At 37.3% G+C, this 18,606-nt stretch carries 24 protein-coding genes and 1 pseudogene; 14 read left to right on the top strand and 11 right to left on the bottom strand.

What is annotated here, in order from left to right:
• Window positions 1–26 precede the first annotated feature (26 nt).
• From G3569_RS04375 to G3569_RS04360, 4 genes are all read right to left on the bottom strand, one after another.
• On the bottom strand, window positions 27–572 hold the full coding sequence (locus tag G3569_RS04375; protein WP_165266473.1) for a hypothetical protein: 546 nt from the start codon (window positions 570–572) through the stop codon (window positions 27–29).
• 75 nt (window positions 573–647) lie between these two features.
• Window positions 648–1,214 carry a Crp/Fnr family transcriptional regulator gene (locus G3569_RS04370; RefSeq protein ID WP_165266471.1) on the bottom strand — a complete coding sequence of 189 codons (567 nt, stop codon included), beginning with the start codon at window positions 1,212–1,214 and terminating at the stop codon, window positions 648–650.
• Window positions 1,215–1,429: 215 nt separating this feature from the next.
• The gene (locus G3569_RS04365; protein WP_165266469.1) at window positions 1,430–2,023 is read right to left on the bottom strand and encodes a hypothetical protein; all 594 of its coding nucleotides are present in this window, start codon (window positions 2,021–2,023) and stop codon (window positions 1,430–1,432) included.
• Between the two features lie 361 nt (window positions 2,024–2,384).
• Window positions 2,385–3,869, bottom strand: a complete 1,485-nt coding sequence (locus G3569_RS04360) for a Fic family protein (protein ID WP_165266467.1) — start codon at window positions 3,867–3,869, stop codon at window positions 2,385–2,387.
• Window positions 3,870–4,097: 228 nt separating this feature from the next.
• On the opposite strand from G3569_RS04360, the gene G3569_RS04355 reads away from it, so the two are divergent.
• The 13 genes from G3569_RS04355 to G3569_RS04300 all read left to right on the top strand — a co-directional run bounded on the left by G3569_RS04355 (window position 4,098) and on the right by G3569_RS04300 (window position 13,877).
• Entirely contained in the window at window positions 4,098–4,295 is a 198-nt protein-coding gene (locus G3569_RS04355) for an integrase core domain-containing protein (RefSeq protein WP_165266465.1), read from the top strand.
• 455 nt (window positions 4,296–4,750) lie between these two features.
• On the top strand, window positions 4,751–5,983 hold the full coding sequence (locus tag G3569_RS04350) for a site-specific integrase (RefSeq protein ID WP_165266463.1): 1,233 nt from the start codon (window positions 4,751–4,753) through the stop codon (window positions 5,981–5,983).
• 2 nt (window positions 5,984–5,985) lie between these two features.
• Window positions 5,986–7,044 carry a hypothetical protein gene (locus G3569_RS04345; RefSeq protein WP_165266462.1) on the top strand — a complete coding sequence of 353 codons (1,059 nt, stop codon included), beginning with the start codon at window positions 5,986–5,988 and terminating at the stop codon, window positions 7,042–7,044.
• Between the two features lie 107 nt (window positions 7,045–7,151).
• On the top strand, window positions 7,152–7,445 hold the full coding sequence (locus G3569_RS04340) for a helix-turn-helix domain-containing protein (RefSeq protein ID WP_165266460.1): 294 nt from the start codon (window positions 7,152–7,154) through the stop codon (window positions 7,443–7,445).
• 7 nt (window positions 7,446–7,452) lie between these two features.
• Window positions 7,453–8,358: a replication protein RepA gene (locus tag G3569_RS04335; RefSeq protein WP_165266458.1), complete on the top strand. Its 906-nt coding sequence runs from the start codon at window positions 7,453–7,455 to the stop codon at window positions 8,356–8,358.
• A gap of 478 nt (window positions 8,359–8,836) precedes the next feature.
• Window positions 8,837–9,151 carry a plasmid mobilization protein gene (locus tag G3569_RS04330; RefSeq protein WP_165266456.1) on the top strand — a complete coding sequence of 105 codons (315 nt, stop codon included), beginning with the start codon at window positions 8,837–8,839 and terminating at the stop codon, window positions 9,149–9,151.
• Complete coding sequence (locus G3569_RS04325) at window positions 9,148–10,200, top strand: relaxase/mobilization nuclease domain-containing protein (protein WP_165266454.1); 1,053 nt, start codon at window positions 9,148–9,150, stop codon at window positions 10,198–10,200. The genes G3569_RS04330 and G3569_RS04325 overlap by 4 nt, the downstream gene beginning before the upstream one ends.
• A gap of 1 nt (window position 10,201) precedes the next feature.
• Window positions 10,202–10,576: a hypothetical protein gene (locus tag G3569_RS04320; protein WP_205720031.1), complete on the top strand. Its 375-nt coding sequence runs from the start codon at window positions 10,202–10,204 to the stop codon at window positions 10,574–10,576.
• 66 nt (window positions 10,577–10,642) lie between these two features.
• Window positions 10,643–11,092 carry a ParA family protein gene (locus G3569_RS04315; protein ID WP_165266450.1) on the top strand — a complete coding sequence of 150 codons (450 nt, stop codon included), beginning with the start codon at window positions 10,643–10,645 and terminating at the stop codon, window positions 11,090–11,092.
• Window positions 11,076–11,411: a ParA family protein gene (locus tag G3569_RS18335; protein WP_205720030.1), complete on the top strand. Its 336-nt coding sequence runs from the start codon at window positions 11,076–11,078 to the stop codon at window positions 11,409–11,411. Before G3569_RS04315 ends, G3569_RS18335 begins: the two co-directional genes overlap by 17 nt.
• Window positions 11,404–11,706: a ribbon-helix-helix domain-containing protein gene (locus tag G3569_RS04310; protein WP_205720029.1), complete on the top strand. Its 303-nt coding sequence runs from the start codon at window positions 11,404–11,406 to the stop codon at window positions 11,704–11,706. The genes G3569_RS18335 and G3569_RS04310 overlap by 8 nt, the downstream gene beginning before the upstream one ends.
• 12 nt (window positions 11,707–11,718) lie before the next feature.
• Window positions 11,719–12,180 (top strand): hypothetical protein, encoded by a 462-nt coding sequence (locus G3569_RS04305; protein WP_165266446.1) that lies wholly within the window; start codon window positions 11,719–11,721, stop codon window positions 12,178–12,180.
• Between the two features lie 521 nt (window positions 12,181–12,701).
• Window positions 12,702–13,877 (top strand): Fic family protein, encoded by a 1,176-nt coding sequence (locus G3569_RS04300; RefSeq protein WP_205720028.1) that lies wholly within the window; start codon window positions 12,702–12,704, stop codon window positions 13,875–13,877.
• A gap of 226 nt (window positions 13,878–14,103) precedes the next feature.
• On the opposite strand, the gene G3569_RS04295 is transcribed toward G3569_RS04300, so the two are convergent.
• The 5 genes from G3569_RS04295 to G3569_RS04275 form a co-directional block, all read right to left on the bottom strand.
• Window positions 14,104–14,961, bottom strand: a complete 858-nt coding sequence (locus G3569_RS04295) for an adenylate/guanylate cyclase domain-containing protein (protein ID WP_165266443.1) — start codon at window positions 14,959–14,961, stop codon at window positions 14,104–14,106.
• A gap of 165 nt (window positions 14,962–15,126) precedes the next feature.
• On the bottom strand, window positions 15,127–15,534 hold the full coding sequence (locus G3569_RS04290; protein WP_165266441.1) for a GNAT family N-acetyltransferase: 408 nt from the start codon (window positions 15,532–15,534) through the stop codon (window positions 15,127–15,129).
• 17 nt (window positions 15,535–15,551) lie between these two features.
• Window positions 15,552–15,857, bottom strand: a complete 306-nt coding sequence (locus G3569_RS04285; RefSeq protein ID WP_165266439.1) for a GIY-YIG nuclease family protein — start codon at window positions 15,855–15,857, stop codon at window positions 15,552–15,554.
• Window positions 15,858–16,019: 162 nt separating this feature from the next.
• Window positions 16,020–16,313 carry a hypothetical protein gene (locus G3569_RS04280; protein WP_165266437.1) on the bottom strand — a complete coding sequence of 98 codons (294 nt, stop codon included), beginning with the start codon at window positions 16,311–16,313 and terminating at the stop codon, window positions 16,020–16,022.
• A gap of 181 nt (window positions 16,314–16,494) precedes the next feature.
• Entirely contained in the window at window positions 16,495–16,644 is a 150-nt protein-coding gene (locus G3569_RS04275; protein WP_165266435.1) for an addiction module protein, read from the bottom strand.
• A 248-nt stretch (window positions 16,645–16,892) separates the two neighbouring features.
• Between G3569_RS04275 and G3569_RS04270 the strand changes: the two genes are divergently transcribed.
• A complete protein-coding gene (locus G3569_RS04270; RefSeq protein WP_165266433.1) occupies window positions 16,893–17,123 on the top strand; it encodes a DUF2188 domain-containing protein in 231 nt (76 codons plus the stop codon).
• A 390-nt stretch (window positions 17,124–17,513) separates the two neighbouring features.
• Here the strand turns inward: G3569_RS04270 and G3569_RS04265 are convergent, their stop codons facing one another.
• Complete coding sequence (locus G3569_RS04265; protein ID WP_165266431.1) at window positions 17,514–18,365, bottom strand: hypothetical protein; 852 nt, start codon at window positions 18,363–18,365, stop codon at window positions 17,514–17,516.
• A 43-nt stretch (window positions 18,366–18,408) separates the two neighbouring features.
• Window positions 18,409–18,606, bottom strand: a pseudogene (locus tag G3569_RS18330) (hypothetical protein); the annotation flags it as partial.

Genomic DNA, 18,606 nt, shown 5'->3' with positions numbered 1-18,606 from the left:
GGGATGAGTCTCTGGTTAATTGAATATTATTTTGATTTCCAACGAACCCCATACGCCAGTATCAGTTTGATGGCAAACAGTATCATCAAGAATGAAAGCAATAGAAGGGCTTCTGAGAATAAGAAGTTAAGGGCAATTGCTGATAACAGTAGGATAGCGGCAGTGGTCCTTTGTGTCTCATATCGTTTGAGGTAGTTGACCAAGTAAGCAGCGAGTATGATGAAAGTGGTATTACACCCAACAAAAAGTATGTGATTCGGGAAGAGATAAATGAGAATAGCCGGGTGAAGAAGGTGAAGCGGGGCAATGAAAAACAGTCGAAGTGTAGGACGCTTTGCATGATACCGGGTTGTGCCGCGACTAAAATTGGCGACCACGCCGCCCCCGATATCCAGCGCTAACAGTAAAAGCAGCAGCTGTGGCCAGAATGAAAGTTCCGGGGGAATAACCCAAAAGGTGGTGGCTGCTGCTATGGTTCCGGCAAGATAGGTGGCAGTAATATTCCAAGGGGTAGCCGTTTTTCCGTGGAATTCATGGAGTATTTTAGGGATTGCAATCGTGGTATCAGTCATGGGAAGTTTGTTCAGTGTTAATTCACCGCAAAGGTGAAGCATTCTCCAAACAACTTCCTTAACATTTGTTAAAAACTACTGCTTGCCGGCACGTATTCGGCTGAGTGAGACCTGCGAGATTCCCAGAAAGGAGGAGATATACTTAAGAGGTATCCGGTTTTCGATATTGGGAATAGCGCTGATCAATTCGTGGTACCGCTCAGAGGCGCTTTTGTAGATGAGGGTCTGGTAGATATACTCCAGCTTTAAATACTCTCTTTCCAGTACTTCAATCCACCAGTTGGCCCAATTGTTATCACTATTGCACAGTTGTTGCAACTTTTCGCGCTTAAGGGTATAGATGGTACTGTCTTCCAGACAGGTTATTTCTTGATGGGAGGGGGACTGATGCATAAAGCTGTCAGGCACAGTGAAGAAGTTATTGGCAATTTCGAACCAAAGCGTACGGTTATCCTCAAAGTTACTGCAGCGGACTAAGCCTTCTTCCAGGTAGAATAGTTCAGTGCAGACCTCCCTGTTACAGATAAGCATATCTCCGGCTGCATATTTCCGTTTCTTGAAGACTTGTTCTACCTGTTGAAAGTGGTCTTGGGCTTTATCCTGCTGAATAAACTCGCTAAGGTTGTGAATACGGTCGGCCATAAAAGAAAGAAGCTTATTTATCGGTATACCGAACGGTATGGTACGTATCAGTATCAAAATAAAAAAGCCCTGTTACTCATTTATTTACAGAGTAACAGGGCTTTACGAGTACCAGCAGTTAAATGTGACTGCCTTAGACTCATTTCTCACCTGAATTAGATTTTGGAAATCTTTTCTTGAAATCTGCTTTTGAATTTATTCGCAGTCTATCACTATCAGAGCTGGCTGTGGTGGCCCCAACCTTTTTTAGTAAGAATAAGGCTTACTTTTCTATCATTTTCATATCTATCGAGGCTTTGAATTTCATGAGCCCAGGGTTCTACATTTTTTAACTTCGGTTTAAACTTCACCGTAACAGATTTAGGACCCACCGGACTTTCCTCAGGCATTGTAAAATTGAGTACCTCACCAACTTCCAAATCAGCAATTTTAAAATAGGATCTGGTTAAAAATCCTCCGCTCTTTAAGTTAAAAACCTTTTCTCCCTTAGGGGTTAATTCAAGCTTTAAGCCTGACATTTCTTTAGTTCTCCCAAACATAATCCTTTTTTCAGTCACAGTTTCTTTGGTTTGGATAATACCTGCTTCTTTAAGTTTAGATATTTGATTTGAATGTCTCTGATAACCTGAACTTTTGTACGCTATAAACTGGGGAAAATCTCCCTTTAAGCCCAAAGATGTTACAGGAATAGTAACTGGATCACTTTGTAAATATTTATTTATAGCTTTTGTAAAGTTTTCTTCATTAGCATCTTGAGGGTCGTTACATCCATTTAGAGAGAAACTTATTACTAATAGGGGGCTTTGCAAAACTAGTCACATCTTGTCATGCTGAACTTGTTTCAGCATCTCATATACAGTTATTAACCTTAAAACCGAGATCCTGAATGTAATGAAGGATCTCCCTTTCAACGGCAGCAGATGGATACTGGAGATTCTCCGACAAGCTCAGAATGACGAAATCAAAGGTTTTGCAAAGCCCTCTCTTCTGTGATTACCCTATTATGGGTTTGCGAAAATTATGGTTAGATGTTTTTTCTATTATCTCTTAAGTGTAAGATTCGGGGTTTAAGAGTTGATGCAAGTGAATAAATTTAAATTTTCGGGGTTTAATGTTCTATTAATTTTAATTTCCGGGATTTAAATTGGGGAAAGTGATATTTATTCTTGCCTAAGAGGGCAAGCGCAACCGAATACCCTCCTGATCAGCTTCGGCCGGATCCATAAAGGCATTGGTAGTTTCTATCAGAGTTCGAGCCTCTTCGTAACTTTTCCAATTGATTGATTGGGCATACTTTTGGCCAAAATCGAGTGTACGAATTAACGGATCTGCTTGCCGGTTGTGAGTCAAGGCCTTTAATGCAGCCAGGTAGTTATTTCGGTAAACAGTAGGGATAATTATTTTTTGTTGATCAGCCGCAACGAGCTCGGCATTCATCATGATGCGAGCTATCCGACCATTACCGTCAGTGAAAGGATGTACTTCACTAACCAGGAACATCATAAATACCGCTTTCTGAAACGGATATTCCAAGCCGCGATAAATTTCGAATCCTCGTTCCAAGGTAGCCATGACAAGCTCGGGTTTCACAAACTGGGTGCTACCGGCCACATTCAGTTTGGTCTTAAATTCACCCGGTTGTTTGTCTTTTCTTAATGCCATTACGGTGGAGTGTCGACTTTTTAATATGGCAATGAATTCCTCAAATACGTCAGGTGTTTTTGCCATTTCTGAATAGTTGGAAACAATTCGAAAGGTTCCCATTACATCATGCGCACCTTCTGGACGTTCAGCTGGTATCGCATTGTTAAAAACGATATCCGCAGCCTCATCTACTTCAAATTCCGTTCCTTCAATAAAATTGGAAAAATAGGCTTCGAAGAAGGAGAGGTTTACTCTTTCGTCCTGTGAAAGATTGGTTGCTGAACGAGTTTGAGGAGTAAAATCCGATAGGTCTTCAAAAAGTTTGAGGAATAGGTCTACACGGTTGGGATCATACGGTTTTTGAGATTTCCGAGCTTTACCAACATCGGATTTGATGTCAGCATTTCGAGTACCCTGCAAGCTGCCAATGAGATCGTCAAGTTTTTCATATTCTTCTTGCATATCCAGCTGTTGGGCAAGTTCCCGGGCACGGTCTCGAATATTATTGACATGGTCGATCCCGCGAAGCCGAAAGAGTTTGTCCAGGCGCTCTTCCATCTCTTCTTGCCGAAGGGTTCTTGGAACGGATCCTTTGCGGGCTCGAGAAGGACGCATGTTTTCAAGATAAGCTCTAGGCTCGGAGCTAATATAGAGGCCATTGATAAAAGGACGGTCGCTTTCCAAGGGATCATGACCTTTACGCGGATTGATAATCAAGCCTGGAATTTCCGTAATTCGCTTTTTGGATGAAACAATAAATACTGATCCATCCTCCGCCGGTTTGTTTTCCAATGCCGTTCGATCGGCAATTAGTGCATCGGGGTAGTATTCGGACAGCAGATCGACCCAGTGCCGTTTGACAATAAGCTCAGGATCGTCCGTCAGGTTTTTTGTATATAGACGGGATCCAAGTTTTTTAAGCTCACCACGTGATACAGCCTGCGATACTTGGGAAGAAATATCCGTATGGGATACGAATACTTCTGGCATGTCATCTAAAAAATTCGCCATTTAAGCTACCTTTTTAAGATAATTTATTAAACTTTCGAGATTTAACAAATGTTTAATTTAATCTTTCGGGTTTTAGTGATACGGAAGGGGGGGGTAATTCTGATCTACTAAGATCTAGATCAGAATACAGTGGTGTAGTGGTGTAACAAGGTATTAAAAAATAATGGAAACCGATTTTATTTTCTTCTTGTCAGAGAACCAGGAGTTTAAAGGATTTAAGGGGTTTGGATGCCAGCAGGTTCACCGACGCTAAAGGCCTACATCGAAAGGCTTAACGGTAGCATCCGGACGGAGCTACTAAACGCTTATATATTTAAAACACTGGGCGAAGTGAGGAAAAAAGTTCCCCAATGGAAATACGATTATAACCACAACCGGCTCCACAAATCGCTGGGGTATAGAACACCGGTAGAACTACTACCTTAACCAAAATCCTCTACTTTAGAATGGTCCGAAAAATGGGGAAGCTTACACTCCTTTTATACTTGATTTAGTTAGTAAGTCATTAATCTCTTGAAGTAAGTTGTATTGCAATATCTAAAATAATAAAGCCCTGCCAGTCAATAACTTACAGGGCTTAATGCATGCCTGAGATAATTACTTGTACCATCCTTGTACCAGAATAATAACAGCGAGGGGAATATTTCTTATTTATAAGAAAATAAAAAAGCCTTGTCACTCTGTAAGATATTGAGCAACAAGGCTTTACGAGTACCCGAGGCCAGACTCGAATATATGTGGCTATGTATATCTTTTATCTGTTATTATGCCTTTATAACAATTTAAGTCAATATTTTTTTATTAAGTCTAGTGTTTCACTGGATTAATAACAGGATTTGTTTTACCATTGATTGACCAGGCAATCTAATAGGTAAAACAATATGGCAACCATAAATTTCATTTTGAGGACTGAACGAGCAAATGCAAGAGGGGAGGCTCCTATCTATGTACGTGTTACTCATAATCGTAAGTCCAGGTATTTAAGTTTGGGAATTTCTGTACAAGAAAAGTACTGGAATGAAGAGAAGCAACGAGTAAGGCGCAGCCATGATTCACATAAAGTGTTGAATCATGAAATTGAACGGGTATTTACAAAAGCCCAAAATACGAAGCTTGAATTACGATCGGAAGGCAATGTAACTGCCAAGTATATTATAAATGTACTCAAGGGATATGATGCTAAAGATTTCTTTAACTACGGGGAGGAGTATATTCAGCGATTACAAGAAAGTGGTTCTGTTAGGTTGGCCAAGCAAACCAATGTGATTGTAAATAAAATAAAAGCATTCCATAGTAATGATTCATTATTGCTACATGAAATAGACAACAAGTTTTTAAAAGGACTTGAAAGCTATATGAAAACGGAATGTGATAACGCTCCAAATACAATCCGTAAGGATTTAGAGCGCTTAAATCGCTTATTTGAGGAGGCGAAAAAAGATAATCTGATTAAAGGTAACCCCATCGATGATTTTGAGCTCCCGAAACGGCAGAAGCCAAGCAAAACAGCACTATCGTTAGAACAAATTAAAGCCATGGAAGAGCTAGATCTTAAACCTAGATCTTCCCTTTGGCATTCACGAAACTACTTCTTGTTCAGTTTCTATAATGCCGGGATTCGGATCGGGGACCTGATGAAACTTAAACGAAAGGATGTTTATATCTCTCAGAAAGAAATTCGATTAAAATATTTGATGAATAAGACGAGAACGAATTCAACGCCGAAGTGGAAGAACATCAAGCAATTACCCCAGGCGATTGAAATACTGGAAGCCTATGATTTTAGAGATAAGGAACCAGAAGAATATTTATTTCCAATTTTAGATACGTCAAAAAGATTAGGAGATCCCATCGTTTTTGATCGGGACAAGCAGAGTAAAACAGCTATGATAAATCGGGATTTAAAAGAGATTGCAGAACTGGCAGAGATTGAAGAGAACGTGACGACACATATTGCTCGTCACTCTTTTGCCAATTTTGCTCGGAAGAAGGGAATGAGTCTATATAGCATTTCTAAAGCTCTCGCTCACAGTAACCTTAAAACAACAGAGCAGTATCTTAATTCTTTTGATGAAGAGATGTTGGATACTGAAATGGAAGAATTATTTAATTAGCCATGGGTCAGAATAATAACAATCAATTTATAACTAATCATTTTTATCAGACAAAAAAATTATTAGATGACTTAAGGTATTTATTGGAAAATAGAAACGATGCTTGGGAATACTTTAAACCGACAAGGAAACAAGCCTTTTACACAGCAATAGCTCTATTATTACTATTAATTGTTTCCTCAATTGGGGTAGTAAAAAATGCTACATTTTTTCTCCCCTTATTTGGTAAATCATCTAGTATAATTATTGGTACATTTATACTAACTACTACACTAATATTTACACCTATTTTTCTGGTTAGATTAGTAGCTCACTTTTCAACTTCTTTTAAACAAGATGAGATAAAAAAATTTATTGAGAAAAATAATTTTCATAAAGACTTACCTACACCAGTAACTATTAATAACAGATATTTTAAAAGTTACAACAAGGAATTAAGTGTTGGTGTATATAATCGAATAGAATCTTATCTTCTTAATGGCAAAGATCTTTACCATCAAGATTATTTCAAAAGAGATAGGTTTCTCTTACTTAAGAGAGTTTTCTTTCTCCCAATCACCAATTTTAGGTTATCTAATCAAAAAGTTAATATTGCAAAAAAAATCACTTCTTTTGCTCTTCTAATAATTGGCAGTATTTACATAGAATTTTATAAGAGATTTGAAAAAATAACTCTCTTTGTCTTCTATTTTGTTTTACAAACTAATAGTGCTGGAGATACTTTAGAAAAAAAAGAGTTGACTAAAGGTTCTACTGAACAAAAAAAATATACTCCTTTTGAACTTACAAAAGAGGAATTAACTGAAGGATTAAAAAAGGGATATTACCCAATTGAGGCAGATGGAACAGATGAGAGAGAAATTTGGTCAGAATATATAAAAGCTTGGTTATATAAATCTTGGAAGGTATTGCTAAAAAACGATAGTAATAAAAGCGACAATCAAAAAAAACGGGATATTTTGGATGAGTTTCAAAAGAAGTTTGGATCTTTGACCGATGATGAAACACCTAGTAAGTCATCAATTAGTCGCATTTATAACAAGTATGAAAGTGAAAAATAATTTTTTCATAATTTTTCGCTTATTTATCATATCTGTGAAATGACTATGCCTACCTAAAAGCTGATGTTGGTTCGGAATCAAAACCGGAAACTAATTCTGAACCAATTATGCAAGCCTATATACAAACAGAAGAACAATTAAAGGAAGCAGTCGCAGAAGCGGTTGCTGAGATCCTAGATGAGAAACTCCCTACTATAATACGAAAGTCCAAGAGAAGCGAATATTTGACTACTAAAGAGCTCAATGAGCTTACCGGTTGGTCATACCGGACTCAGAAAAAACTTCGTGATAAAAGACTTATTCCTTTCTCACAACACGGTCGTAAGATTGTATACCCTACAGAAGGTATTGAAGAGTTCTTGCGAGATAATGAAATCCAATCTAAAACCTCAGATCAGTAGATTGGATATGAGTGAAAAGAAAAGCGAAGAAGATTTAGAGGAAGAGTTAAACAATGAATATAGATCTACTGGCTATGGTACTCTTTATGTGCCTAGAATGTTTGCTCAGCATCCTTTTCCCTTATCAGATCAAAGGAAAAATGTTTATAGAGCATTTAATGGTAATAAGGTACTTCTTTTAGAAGCTGGGTATGAGTTCGATCCTGTCAATGATGAAATAAAATCATTGGGTTTACCATTTGGTATGCTACCTAGGTGGTTAATACTAATGATTACTACCAAAGCTAAACTTACAGGAAATAGAGAGGTCAATTTATCAAAAACCATATCAAAGTTTTTGAAAAAGATAGGTTATGAGGTTTCGGGTGGAGATAGTGGTTCATTAACTCAATTAAATAATCAGATTAAGAGATTAATCAATTGTCGGATATCGTATTTAATTTTTGAAGATACTGAGAAGCCAGAAACGAATAAGATGAAAGTTAATGTAGGGCCAATTGATGAGATAACGTTCTGGGATGTTTCATATGATGAAGAGGATGAGAAGGTGAAAAATGTTCAAGTAAGACTTCATGAACGCTTTTTCTACGAGATTAAAAACCATTCTTTCCCAGTCAAGGAATTGCATATTCAAAAGTTGAGACCAAAAGTATTTGCAATAGATCTCTACTTATACCTTAGTCATCGAATGTCTTATCTAAAGAAAGACACCCTCATTTCTTGGGAGGATTTGAATAAACAATTTGGATCCAATTTCTCTAATCACGTTGACTTTGGAAAACGAGCAAGGGAGTACATAAGACTTATCCAAAAGGAAGTTTATCCAGAGCTAAATTATGTCTTTAAGCGAGGAAGATTAGTTCTTAAAAAATCTCCAACACCCGTAAAAAAGTTATCAACAATTAACTATTGATACAGAAATTATCTACGAATTAACTGTCCATGTTTTTTTTAAAAGTACGAATTAGCTGTCCATGTTTATTGAAATTTTACGAATTAACTGTCCATCAACCTGTATCCCTTTCCTTTACACAAAGCTCGGCCTTTAGTTGGGACAGGGGAGAATGTGGATAACTCATATTTCCCCTTAACCTTCTATGGGAAACAATGAAAACAGCGCAAGTAGTCAAGAATTATTTCAACCTATTATGTACTGGATATAATGACAGAAAAAATTCTTGACTGCTTGCTAGCTCGTTTTCAGACCCTGCTAATAGAAGGATTAAGGGAAGGTATAGGAAAAGTATTGAATAAAGGTTTATAAGCTCCGGAAAGAGCGGGGCAAGCAATTGGTTTTGGGCCTAAATCCTAAGTGGATTCGGCCAAACCAGCGTGATTTTTCGCATCAAAGATGCTCTAAATGAAAACCTTAACCAACAACCATAATCATCATGCAAGATAACGGAGATGACGATAAAGTTGATCAGCAGATGAAGATTTATGTGACTAAAGACGAAAAGCTAGAGCTTGTTGATATGGCTGACACCATCGGCATGAGCTTTTCCTCTTTTGCTCGTGCTGTTCTTCTTGATTATGAGATAGAAGAACAGCCGGTTGAACTTCATAGGATTCGCCACGAAATAAATAAGATCGGAGTCAATATTAATCAACTAGCCAAAGTGGCCAACCAGGAAGGAAAGCTACCATCAATGGCAGAACTCATAGAAATAAGTGATTTTCTGAAAGAAAAAGCCCAAGAAATATGATAGCGAAAGTTGGATCCTCAACCAGTATTCAAAAGACGAGTGCGTATCTCGAAAATGATCCCGACCGGGTGGCATGGAAAGAGGTGAGAAACCTCGCTGATGATGATCCGGAGTTTGTTCAGGATCAGATGGGTAAAGTAGCTAAGCGGAGCAAAACTGATGAACCTATTTACCACTACTCTATCTCATGGGATGAGTCTGACAATCCTACCCGAGAGCACATGGTAGAAGCGGCCACCAAAACGCTTGAGGATTTGGGACTTGCTGATCATCAAGCATTAATCGTTGCTCACAATGATCATGACTATAAGCATCTCCACGTTATGGTAAATCGCGTACACCCCGTGAAAGGAACAGCTTGGGACAGGTGGATGGATTATAAAAAGCTGGAGAAGAGCCTACGCTCCCTTGAACGATCCTATGAATGGAAAGAGGTACCAGGACATCACCACCAGCTGGAAGGCCAGCAAAAGCCAGAATATGGACAATCCTTAAATAGGTTGGAAGCAGCCCAAGTTAAACAAGGGGAAATGCCACTGTATATGCTTATCCGAGAAAACGCCGAACAAGTTTTTAGAGAATCGAATAGCTGGCAAGAATTACATCACCGGTTGGCAGAGCAAGGACTTACCATTGAACGGGGTAGCCGAGGAACCGGTGGGAAGCTTACAGACGGTTATGAGTATGCTAATCTATCTAAAGTACACCGAGATTTTAGTATGGGTCGACTTGAGAAGCGACTTGGGCCTTTTAAATCATTGGAAGAGTTCCAGCGAGGAAAGCAGCTATCCAGTATCCAAAAGGATTTTGTCCAGTTTGAGAAAGCTTTCCGGAAAGGAAAATCCAAAAAAGCCTCAATACTTAAAAAAGGATTACAGAAATCTTTAAAGGCATTGGGTACGGCTAAAAAAGTTCACAACACCCTAAACAGCTTATTAAGTGTTAGTACCCCTATCAATCCAGCCTTCAAGGCGGTTAACATGATGGGAAAAACAATCATCAATCAAATTAAACAACAGCAAACCATAGAACGAGGAAGAGGTAGATAATATGGGTAAAAATATGAAACAGCGACTTCGTGAACAGAAAAAGAAAAACCATGAGGAGTTCCGCCAGCAAATGGTCCGAGATGTTTCGAAACTATTGCAGGAATGGGCTAAAAGACAAAACTCATTAAGAAAAGAGCAATCTGTAGAACTCTCTAGTGTCCTCAAAAAAATTCATCAATCGAATGAAGAAGTAGATGAAGTTGCACAGAACTTAAGAAGCATTAAACGTAAGACGCTATTAGAAATTAACCGATACAAACGCGGTCGAAGTTGGAAGTTCTACGGTGCTTGTTTGGTAGCTTCATTAATTGGCGGATTCACTGCCGTACTCATTTGTGCTACCTACTGGAATTATATCCGCTACTATTTAGGATAAATCGGATTCAAGCACTACAAGTAAAACTGTAGTGCATAATAATACTTTCAATATAAATTGTGTTTTATGAACTGTATAGCAATAACGAACCAAAAAGGTGGGGTAGCCAAAACCACCACCGCCGTAAACCTTGCTGCTGGATTGCAACGGCTGGGAAAATCAGTGCTGCTGATCGACTCAGATCCTCAAGCCAACGCGACCTCTCACTTGGGGATTGATCGCAAACGCTTGAGCAAGACGTTAGATAATCTTTACTATGAGTCAGATCTGGAAATTTCTGAAGTGCTTATATCTCGCAATGGATTCGGGGGGCTGGACGTTCTTCCCGCCGGTGAACCGCTGTCATATGCTGAGCAAAAATTATCGGGCATTCCGGCTAAAGAAAACATTCTCAATGAGAAAGTCAGCCAGATTAGGGGGCAGTATGATTTTATCATTATTGATTGTCCGCCAAATCTGGGTTTTCTGACGTTGAATGCGTTTGCGGTAGCTTACGGATATGCTCGTTGTGATTAAACCGGAATACTTCGCCCTAGAGGGCTTAAAGCGAATTTCCAAAATAGCAGGATTAGTGCAAAAGCGCCTTAACCCTGACTTGAGCCTTTCGGGATATCTTCTTGCAAATTTTGATGCACGAAAAAAGCAGCATAAGGAAATCCGACGGTCAATTAACAAAGCGTTTCCAGATAAAGTCTATAAAACCGTTATTCGAACAAACGCCAATCTTAGCAATTGCACCTCAAAAGGACAGACGATCTTTGAGTACGACCCAAAATGTTATGGGGCGATTGATTATCAAAACCTGGCTACGGAGGTGGCTGATTACTATGGCTGATGCAGACTACGATTTTGAACATCACTTAAAAGAAGCGAAGGATAACTTCAACAATTCCAAAGGAAGTACAGACACGACAGAAAGTACTGGAAATAAAGACACTACAGGTGGGACACAGTATCCATTTTCAGTCAGGTTAGATGAAGAATATGTAGAGCTTATTAAAGCACTTGCCTGGTGGAAACGTATCAGCCAGCGCGAGTTTATTGAAATCACTATAAATGAACATCTAAAGAGGATGGAGTCAGAGAAGCTTACTGATATACTAAATAAATATAAACAACAAAAAAGTTGACTACGTAGTATTATGAACAAGGCAACAGAATGGATTTATGAAGATATTGAACCGTTAGTTTTTGGTCATTTGCTGATGTTCGTGATTGAAAATAGTCCAAAGTTATTTGAACGATGTAAAAAATTGGATAATTGTATAAACGAACTACCTGATCCAAGAGCACTTGTGAAGTACTCAATACGGAGATATTGGCGGTTTCCAAATGAGGATGGCAGGATAACGCTCTTTCAGCTAAAGGAACCACAGGATCCGTATGAAACAGTTACTTTTTGGAAGTTTAACGGTACATTCACTTATAATGAGAAGAAGAAAGCTTATGTTCCTTTGGGGAATGACGTTGAGGGTACAAGAGTTATGAGACGAATTTATCAGAAACTTGAAGAAAAATATGTTAGAGGGTGTTGGAATAAAGCAATCCAGCACCTCGGAGAGGTGGGAGAAAAATATCCAACCTTAGACTATGATTTTAAATAAGAATTGTAGTCATTGAGTTATCATATAAATGTTCGGTTTGGTGCCGGATATCCATTGGTTCCTTTTTTCTTGATATTGATAGTATATTACGAGCCTTATCAAGCTCTTGGACGAATAATTTACGTTTTGTTTAGAACTTTATGCATTTGATCAAATAGTTTATTAGGAGTTTGCTCTATCTATTGTTCTTTTTATAAGCAATATTATTAGAGGGGGAGGAGGTGTTGGACTTATTACTACGTAATAAGTCCAACACTATAAGCCATAGATTCAATATTTTTTTGCTTTAGTAATGCCTGCTATTACATAGTAATAGCAGGCATTACTAAATTAAATTTTAGGTAGATGGTTTCTGATTCGGTAATTTAACCGGTAATTTAACCGGCAATTATACCATATATATTATTAGTTATTAATTATATAATTTTATATATAACATGTAGTTACAGGAAATAATAAACCGGAAAATAAACCGGAAAATTAACTGATATATGTTTGAGAATCCACGGGAAATGGAGCCAATGTTTCCAAAGCGAAATGGTCCTCTGGTTGACTTGGCTATGGAAGTACATAGTGAAGCTGCTGCACTAAGAAGATCATTACACAAAATTACACGACAAAGTATTGCCGGGTTGCTCCGTCATATAAATAGTTACTATTCTAACCTTATTGAGGGGCACCATACTCATCCAAAGGATATTGAGAGAGCTGTTAGAAAAGATTATGATACAGATCCCGAAAGTCGTGCTTTACAGAAGTTGAGCGAAGCCCATATTGAAGTGCAGAAAGATATTGAGAAGAGACTAACAGAAGAAAAAGAATTAAAAATTTGTAGTAAGGAGTTTATTTGCTGGGCTCATAAAACTTTTTATGATAGAGTGCCAGAAAGATTTCGAGAAATTAAAGCTCCTAATTCTGACGATGTATTAGTAATGGAACCAGGCCAATTAAGGGATCGGTTAGTAAGTATAGGACGCCATACCCCGCCTAAATCAGAATCATTGAAAGATTTTTTAAATAGATTCAATTCTGCATATGACCCCGATGGTTTACATGGCTCAAAGAAATTAATTGCTGTTGCAGCAAGTCATCATCGTTTGGCATGGATTCATCCTTTTTTAGATGGTAATGGGAGAGTAGCTAGGTTATTCAGTCATGCCTATATGAAAAGAGCTAATATAGAATCACATGGACTTTGGACTATTTCGCGCGGATTGGCTAGGAGGAAAGAAGATTATCAGCAGTTTTTGGCTGTTGCTGATTCATCTAGGCAAGGTGATTACGATGGGCGAGGAAATTTGTCTGATGAAGGGTTACGAAGATTCTGTGAGTTTTTTTTAGAGATTTGTTTAGATCAGGTGAAATTTATGGGAGAATTATTAGATTTGGATAACCTTCAAAATCGAATCAACGGATATGTAAATCAGCGCTCCCAAAATATGCTTCCAGATGAAGAGGAACTTCGCGAAGAGGCGAAATATGTGTTGAGAGAAGTTATGCTTCGTGGGGAGGTTTCTCGGGGTGATGCAAAACATATTACAGGACTTGGGGAAAGGACAGCACGAAAACTAATAAGTCAGCTTTTAGATGAAGAACTTGTTGTATCTAAAAGTCACAGAAGCCCTCTTCGATTTAATATTCCTGAAAAGGTGGTGGGACAGTATTTTCCTAATTTATACCCTGAAGGCATGATTTAAATATTTAAAGAAGTTGACAAGCATTATTGGGAAAAATATTTACTAAACAGTCTATGGCTTCTTGCATGGTTTAAGTTGATTGAACTGATGCCCCCTAACGACATTGCGTATAACCAGCACACGAATTGGTGTGATGCGATTGTAGTTTACTATTTGTGCTGAGAAAACAAAACGGGCAGGATAGGGGGAGGCACTTCCGCCTTAACGGGCAGGTTATACGACCAACTTAATCTATCTTCTTTTCTAACATTTCTACGACCTCTTCAAGTGTACCTTTTAAATCTTGCTCAACAAAACGTGTATATTCATCTAATACACTAGTACACCAACTTGGTCCAGCTGATAAATTTTCTACAAATTGATTATAAAATTTACTGTGGCTAGGGTTCTCTGCTTGATTCAAAGCTTTTTTGCCTTTGTTAACTACATTTTCAATTGTCTCGACATTGTCTGCTTTTCTAGTAGATGTATACAGCTTATCTAATCCGAACTCTTCATTTTTAAAATATTTTGATTTTTTGTCTTCAGATACTTCCAGCTTTTTAAAGTTAATAATTTGTCTATTTGTTTGATGATATGCTTCAACTAATTCCCGTTCAGTGATTACATTAGGAAACTTTGAATCAACCCCTGAAAGCCTAAATGCCAAAATTACCGCTCTTCCTGTCAGGTCAAGCGAACTGTAATCTTCAGAATGTTTTATTTTAGTGACAAGTGCATCTCTCTCATAAGTCACACCATGGCGTACTTTAAACATTTCACCAGAATTCACCCCTAGTTGAGTAACATTTATTAAGACGGTAAGTTGCCAAACGGCTTCGAAAATATTGCTTATGATTTCATTAATTTCACGATGCAGAGGACTTTTAAACCACGCTAAAAAACCATCTCCCGTCCACTTTATAAATCTCCCTCCAGCTGCTTCTACTACAATTGCACCAACCCAATTTAAGCGTGGTAAAAATTCCTCTAATGAAGTTGCTGAATCGTTACTATTGAGATATTTGGAAGAATTAGCAATATCACATACCCAAACAATTCCACGTTCTCGTGAAAATTCAAATTTTTTAAATTCTTGAATCATAGTTTCTATATCCTAAATTGGAAGCTTTTTTAGCCGTATAACGACCCAGCGCATATAGTGCGCACGTACAAGTATTGATCTGTTAAATAATGAACGAGAAGCTAAAAAGCCAGAAAGCGGTAGATGATGGCGAAGTGCATTCCCTTAATGTTTGTTAGGGCTATTTTAGATATAACCTGTTCTAGGCATATAATCTTCAAACCGGTCCGGTAAAATATCGTTTTCAAAACAGTGATTTACTAGATCAATGCCCTCTGGAGTTAGATAATTTTCAGGTCTACCATCGGTTGGGCCATGGTGTCTTGCTGGTAACTTAAAGTCATGATAATATTGAACTGCAGCTTGCATGAGTTTAGTCGCAATTCCCGCTCTCTGATACTCCTGATTAACACCCATATCTGCTAATTCAAAATCTAACCCGTAACCATCATCAGGAGGTGGTGGAGCAAATTGAAACCTTCCAACTTCTTCTTGGCCATGAATCGCGATTAAATCATTTGAATGGTTCTCCTTAACAATTGCAATTGCCCGATTTTCTCTGTCTGGAAATGTGAATATTAAATCACAAAACATATTTTCGTAAAGTTAATTTACCAACCGCCAGTTTTAATAACTTCATAGCTGCTATATTTTAATAAATCACTGAGGTTTCCATTTGAATGTTCATGTGCTTTGTCTGAGGCTTTAGGCTTTGTTAAATCTGTATCTATAATTTTTTTATCTATATCATCTTTGCCAAAAACCCATCTTTTTGTGGCCACAACGTCATTATTTTTATGTTTATCGATACGGCTATCAAAATCATTTGTAATGCCATAATAGATTTCTTCTTTACTATGATTAATGAGTTTGTAAACCAGATAACTGCTATCAAATAAATCTTTAAGTGAAGTCATCTCTGAATGAAAATTTAGTTCTAGATTAATACCCCTAATGATCTGGCGGATAAGCTGCAGGTACCAATGTGTTGAAATTGTTTACAAATGAAAGAGTAACTATAAAATGGGAGGGGAGCAAGGAACTGGCGAGGCCTGCCCGCTTAATACCGGGTTATCGAGCTAATGGATATTCATAAATGAAATCTTCTTGATGAAATCAACAAGTTCGTTATCGTAAGTTTTTAGATACTCATTAATGAACTGCTGTATTCTTGGCATTATACTATATTGGCTTTCATCAGGTGGAGTCAAACCCATTTCAAGGTGATCAATATAGTCAGTTGACATAATGGTAGTAGAGTCAACGAGCAATAATACTGATAGAAATGTAACTGCAATATATTTTAAATCCTTATCTAATTTTTTAAATCCATTTTCATGGTTATATATCGGGGAGAAATTAGAAATATCCATTTAAAAGGAACTTATTTTAGTTAGCTCTATAACGACATTGTGCTTAACCGGGGCACCGGCCAGTGTGAATGCGATTGCACTTTACTATTTAGCGCTGAGAAAACAAAACGAGGAGTGACAGGCAAGGGATGAGGGGCGTGATCTCGAACTCCTTCCTTTGCTTTGGGGTGAAAGGTATAATTCATTCTCCTGTAATATTTTTAAGTCCATCCATAACTTGCTCACCGGGAATCGGTTCCACTTTCCCCTCTTCTAATTCCGTCAACCGTCGCTCGGCTTCTTCGGCCCACGCTTTTTCAATTTCCGGGTCTATATCCATCTCGTTTTTCATAGGTTGTAGTCTGTTATCGGAATTTATGGCAATATACAAAAAATCGGGTTTTAAATTTTGATTCTAAGGCGTTTAAAAAAGTAGAGTAATGTATATAGTGTGTAGTTTAAGTCCAACATGTAGTGTTTTACCAGAGCTATATTGGATTAGTTGTTTAAACAGAGTTGATATCACATTAATCTGTAAGGTTTGGCTTTCCCAGGGGTCTTACTAAGTAAATGAACTTTTAAATTATAAAGAAGAAAATTATGGCTAGTAGGACTTACTATCATGTAAAACCAACCAGTTCTGGTTGGGAGGGGAAAAAGGTTGGGGCAAGCCGGGCGTCCGTAACTGGAAGCACAAAAGCTGAAGTAAGAGATAAGACTATTGCTATTGCAAAAAACAATAGACCATCTTCTGTGAAGATACACAAAAAAGATGGATCATTTGAAGAAGAGAGAACCTACAATGGTGATCCATATCCTCCAAGTGGATAAGTATTTGACAAGATTTGAAGTTTGTAGAGGTCTTACTATTAAGTAACTTTTTTGCTCGTCTTTGAAAACCGACGGTCTCCCATCTTGATCAGTGCGGTTTTTATGATAGGCGAGAAAGGGTTAAAAAGTTTTCTGGTATAACTGGCAAGATATGAAATGCCCTCTTGCTTAGGCAGAAGGGTTTTTATGTTTTAAGGTTTTAATTTAATTGATATCTGATTTTTTCTAGAAATCAGATTTTTTTTAAACTTCCGATGCTTAAGAATTCTTACTGTTTTCCCTTATTTAGAGGCCCTTTTTTCTCTTAACTTTTGATGGGCTTTTTGGGCTGCATCTTGTCGATCCTTACCCCAAGATTCAGCTGTAGTCCCATTATAGGCTTCCCCATTTTTAGGACTCCATATCATTAATTATTTGATCTACATCGTTTACATTAATTCTGAGGTTCTCTGATAGTTCTTCAATGTCGCTTTCATAATTATCCCTAAGTTCTTCTATTTCTAACTTTGCTAAGTGATGCACTCTGAAGAAACGGATGAAATAAAAAAAGTAGTGGCTAAGTGGAGTTAAGATAGCAATTATATTTAACCACCAAAATGCAGGAGTGTTAAGATAGTATTTTATATGGAATTCGTGGGGGATATTGTAATAGATGAATATTAACAATAGCATTATCCCCCAGATAATTATAACATGCCAGTTTGTAAATTTTATATCTGAAGGTTTTTTAAATAGGTCTTTAGCAGCAAAAATAGCTGATAGGCCAATATGGATAAAGCTTAAAACAAATAAGGTCGTAATGAATACACTCTTATGTTCAAATCCATCTAAAGAACCTGCTATATATAAAATGAAAAAACAGTATAAAGCAGAAAATAATGAGATATGAGCAAATCCTTTTTCATCACGCCATAATCCAATTTTAGATTTCTTTTCTTTTTTATCTTCCGAAAAGTTTTTGTTCAACTTTTTATAGGTATCAAACTTCTCTTGTGTTATTTTAAAATATTTTGACTGGAATTGTGCTTTGCCGTCAACCTTTTCTTTATTGACAGTAAATCTTGTCAATAAATTTTCACAGGCGTTTAGCGAAGCATTAATTTTTTGGAGTTTTAATTCCAGTTTTTCTGATGATCTAAAAATTTTTTTATTGACAATAGAAGAGAAGGTTTCAGAACCTATATATGCAAAAGAAAAAACGATATATAGTTCAAATAATGATGAATAGTTTAAAAGATCCAAAGCCTATTGTTAAGTGACAAATTAATAAGAATAATTTATAAAACTATCCCGCATGTTCTATACTTTGCTCAAAAGCTTTATCAAAAATCTTAACTAGTTTCTCAGACCTATCTTTATCATTGAAACATGCAATACCGAAATAATTACAAATATCTAGTTCAATACGATATGAGTTGTTATCTCCTATTGTAAAGTGAATTTCTTTGTTGAACTTGCTACATTTTGGTGGACACCCAGTTAA

This window comes from Fodinibius halophilus (genome assembly GCF_011059105.1).
Classification (GTDB): domain Bacteria; phylum Bacteroidota; class Rhodothermia; order Balneolales; family Balneolaceae; genus Fodinibius; species Fodinibius halophilus.
The sequence above is the reverse complement of the archived record's forward strand: the minus strand, read 5'-3'. Positions and strand labels throughout refer to the sequence as shown.

Coding starts and splice junctions, on each gene's coding strand:
- G3569_RS04340 (WP_165266460.1), top strand. CDS start 7,152: ATGCAAGCCTATATACAAACAGAAGAACAATTAAAGGAAGCAGTCGCA.
- G3569_RS04370 (WP_165266471.1), bottom strand. CDS start 1,214: ATGGCCGACCGTATTCACAACCTTAGCGAGTTTATTCAGCAGGATAAA.
- G3569_RS04355 (WP_165266465.1), top strand. CDS start 4,098: ATGCCAGCAGGTTCACCGACGCTAAAGGCCTACATCGAAAGGCTTAAC.
- G3569_RS04290 (WP_165266441.1), bottom strand. CDS start 15,534: ATGTTTTGTGATTTAATATTCACATTTCCAGACAGAGAAAATCGGGCA.
- G3569_RS04270 (WP_165266433.1), top strand. CDS start 16,893: ATGGCTAGTAGGACTTACTATCATGTAAAACCAACCAGTTCTGGTTGG.
- G3569_RS04375 (WP_165266473.1), bottom strand. CDS start 572: ATGACTGATACCACGATTGCAATCCCTAAAATACTCCATGAATTCCAC.
- G3569_RS04305 (WP_165266446.1), top strand. CDS start 11,719: ATGAACAAGGCAACAGAATGGATTTATGAAGATATTGAACCGTTAGTT.
- G3569_RS04325 (WP_165266454.1), top strand. CDS start 9,148: ATGATAGCGAAAGTTGGATCCTCAACCAGTATTCAAAAGACGAGTGCG.
- G3569_RS04275 (WP_165266435.1), bottom strand. CDS start 16,644: ATGAAAAACGAGATGGATATAGACCCGGAAATTGAAAAAGCGTGGGCC.
- G3569_RS04335 (WP_165266458.1), top strand. CDS start 7,453: ATGAGTGAAAAGAAAAGCGAAGAAGATTTAGAGGAAGAGTTAAACAAT.
- G3569_RS04310 (WP_205720029.1), top strand. CDS start 11,404: ATGGCTGATGCAGACTACGATTTTGAACATCACTTAAAAGAAGCGAAG.
- G3569_RS04360 (WP_165266467.1), bottom strand. CDS start 3,869: ATGGCGAATTTTTTAGATGACATGCCAGAAGTATTCGTATCCCATACG.
- G3569_RS04345 (WP_165266462.1), top strand. CDS start 5,986: ATGGGTCAGAATAATAACAATCAATTTATAACTAATCATTTTTATCAG.
- G3569_RS04285 (WP_165266439.1), bottom strand. CDS start 15,857: ATGACTTCACTTAAAGATTTATTTGATAGCAGTTATCTGGTTTACAAA.
- G3569_RS04295 (WP_165266443.1), bottom strand. CDS start 14,961: ATGATTCAAGAATTTAAAAAATTTGAATTTTCACGAGAACGTGGAATT.
- G3569_RS18335 (WP_205720030.1), top strand. CDS start 11,076: ATGCTCGTTGTGATTAAACCGGAATACTTCGCCCTAGAGGGCTTAAAG.
- G3569_RS04320 (WP_205720031.1), top strand. CDS start 10,202: ATGGGTAAAAATATGAAACAGCGACTTCGTGAACAGAAAAAGAAAAAC.
- G3569_RS04330 (WP_165266456.1), top strand. CDS start 8,837: ATGCAAGATAACGGAGATGACGATAAAGTTGATCAGCAGATGAAGATT.
- G3569_RS04350 (WP_165266463.1), top strand. CDS start 4,751: ATGGCAACCATAAATTTCATTTTGAGGACTGAACGAGCAAATGCAAGA.
- G3569_RS04315 (WP_165266450.1), top strand. CDS start 10,643: ATGAACTGTATAGCAATAACGAACCAAAAAGGTGGGGTAGCCAAAACC.
- G3569_RS04300 (WP_205720028.1), top strand. CDS start 12,702: ATGTTTCCAAAGCGAAATGGTCCTCTGGTTGACTTGGCTATGGAAGTA.
- G3569_RS04280 (WP_165266437.1), bottom strand. CDS start 16,313: ATGGATATTTCTAATTTCTCCCCGATATATAACCATGAAAATGGATTT.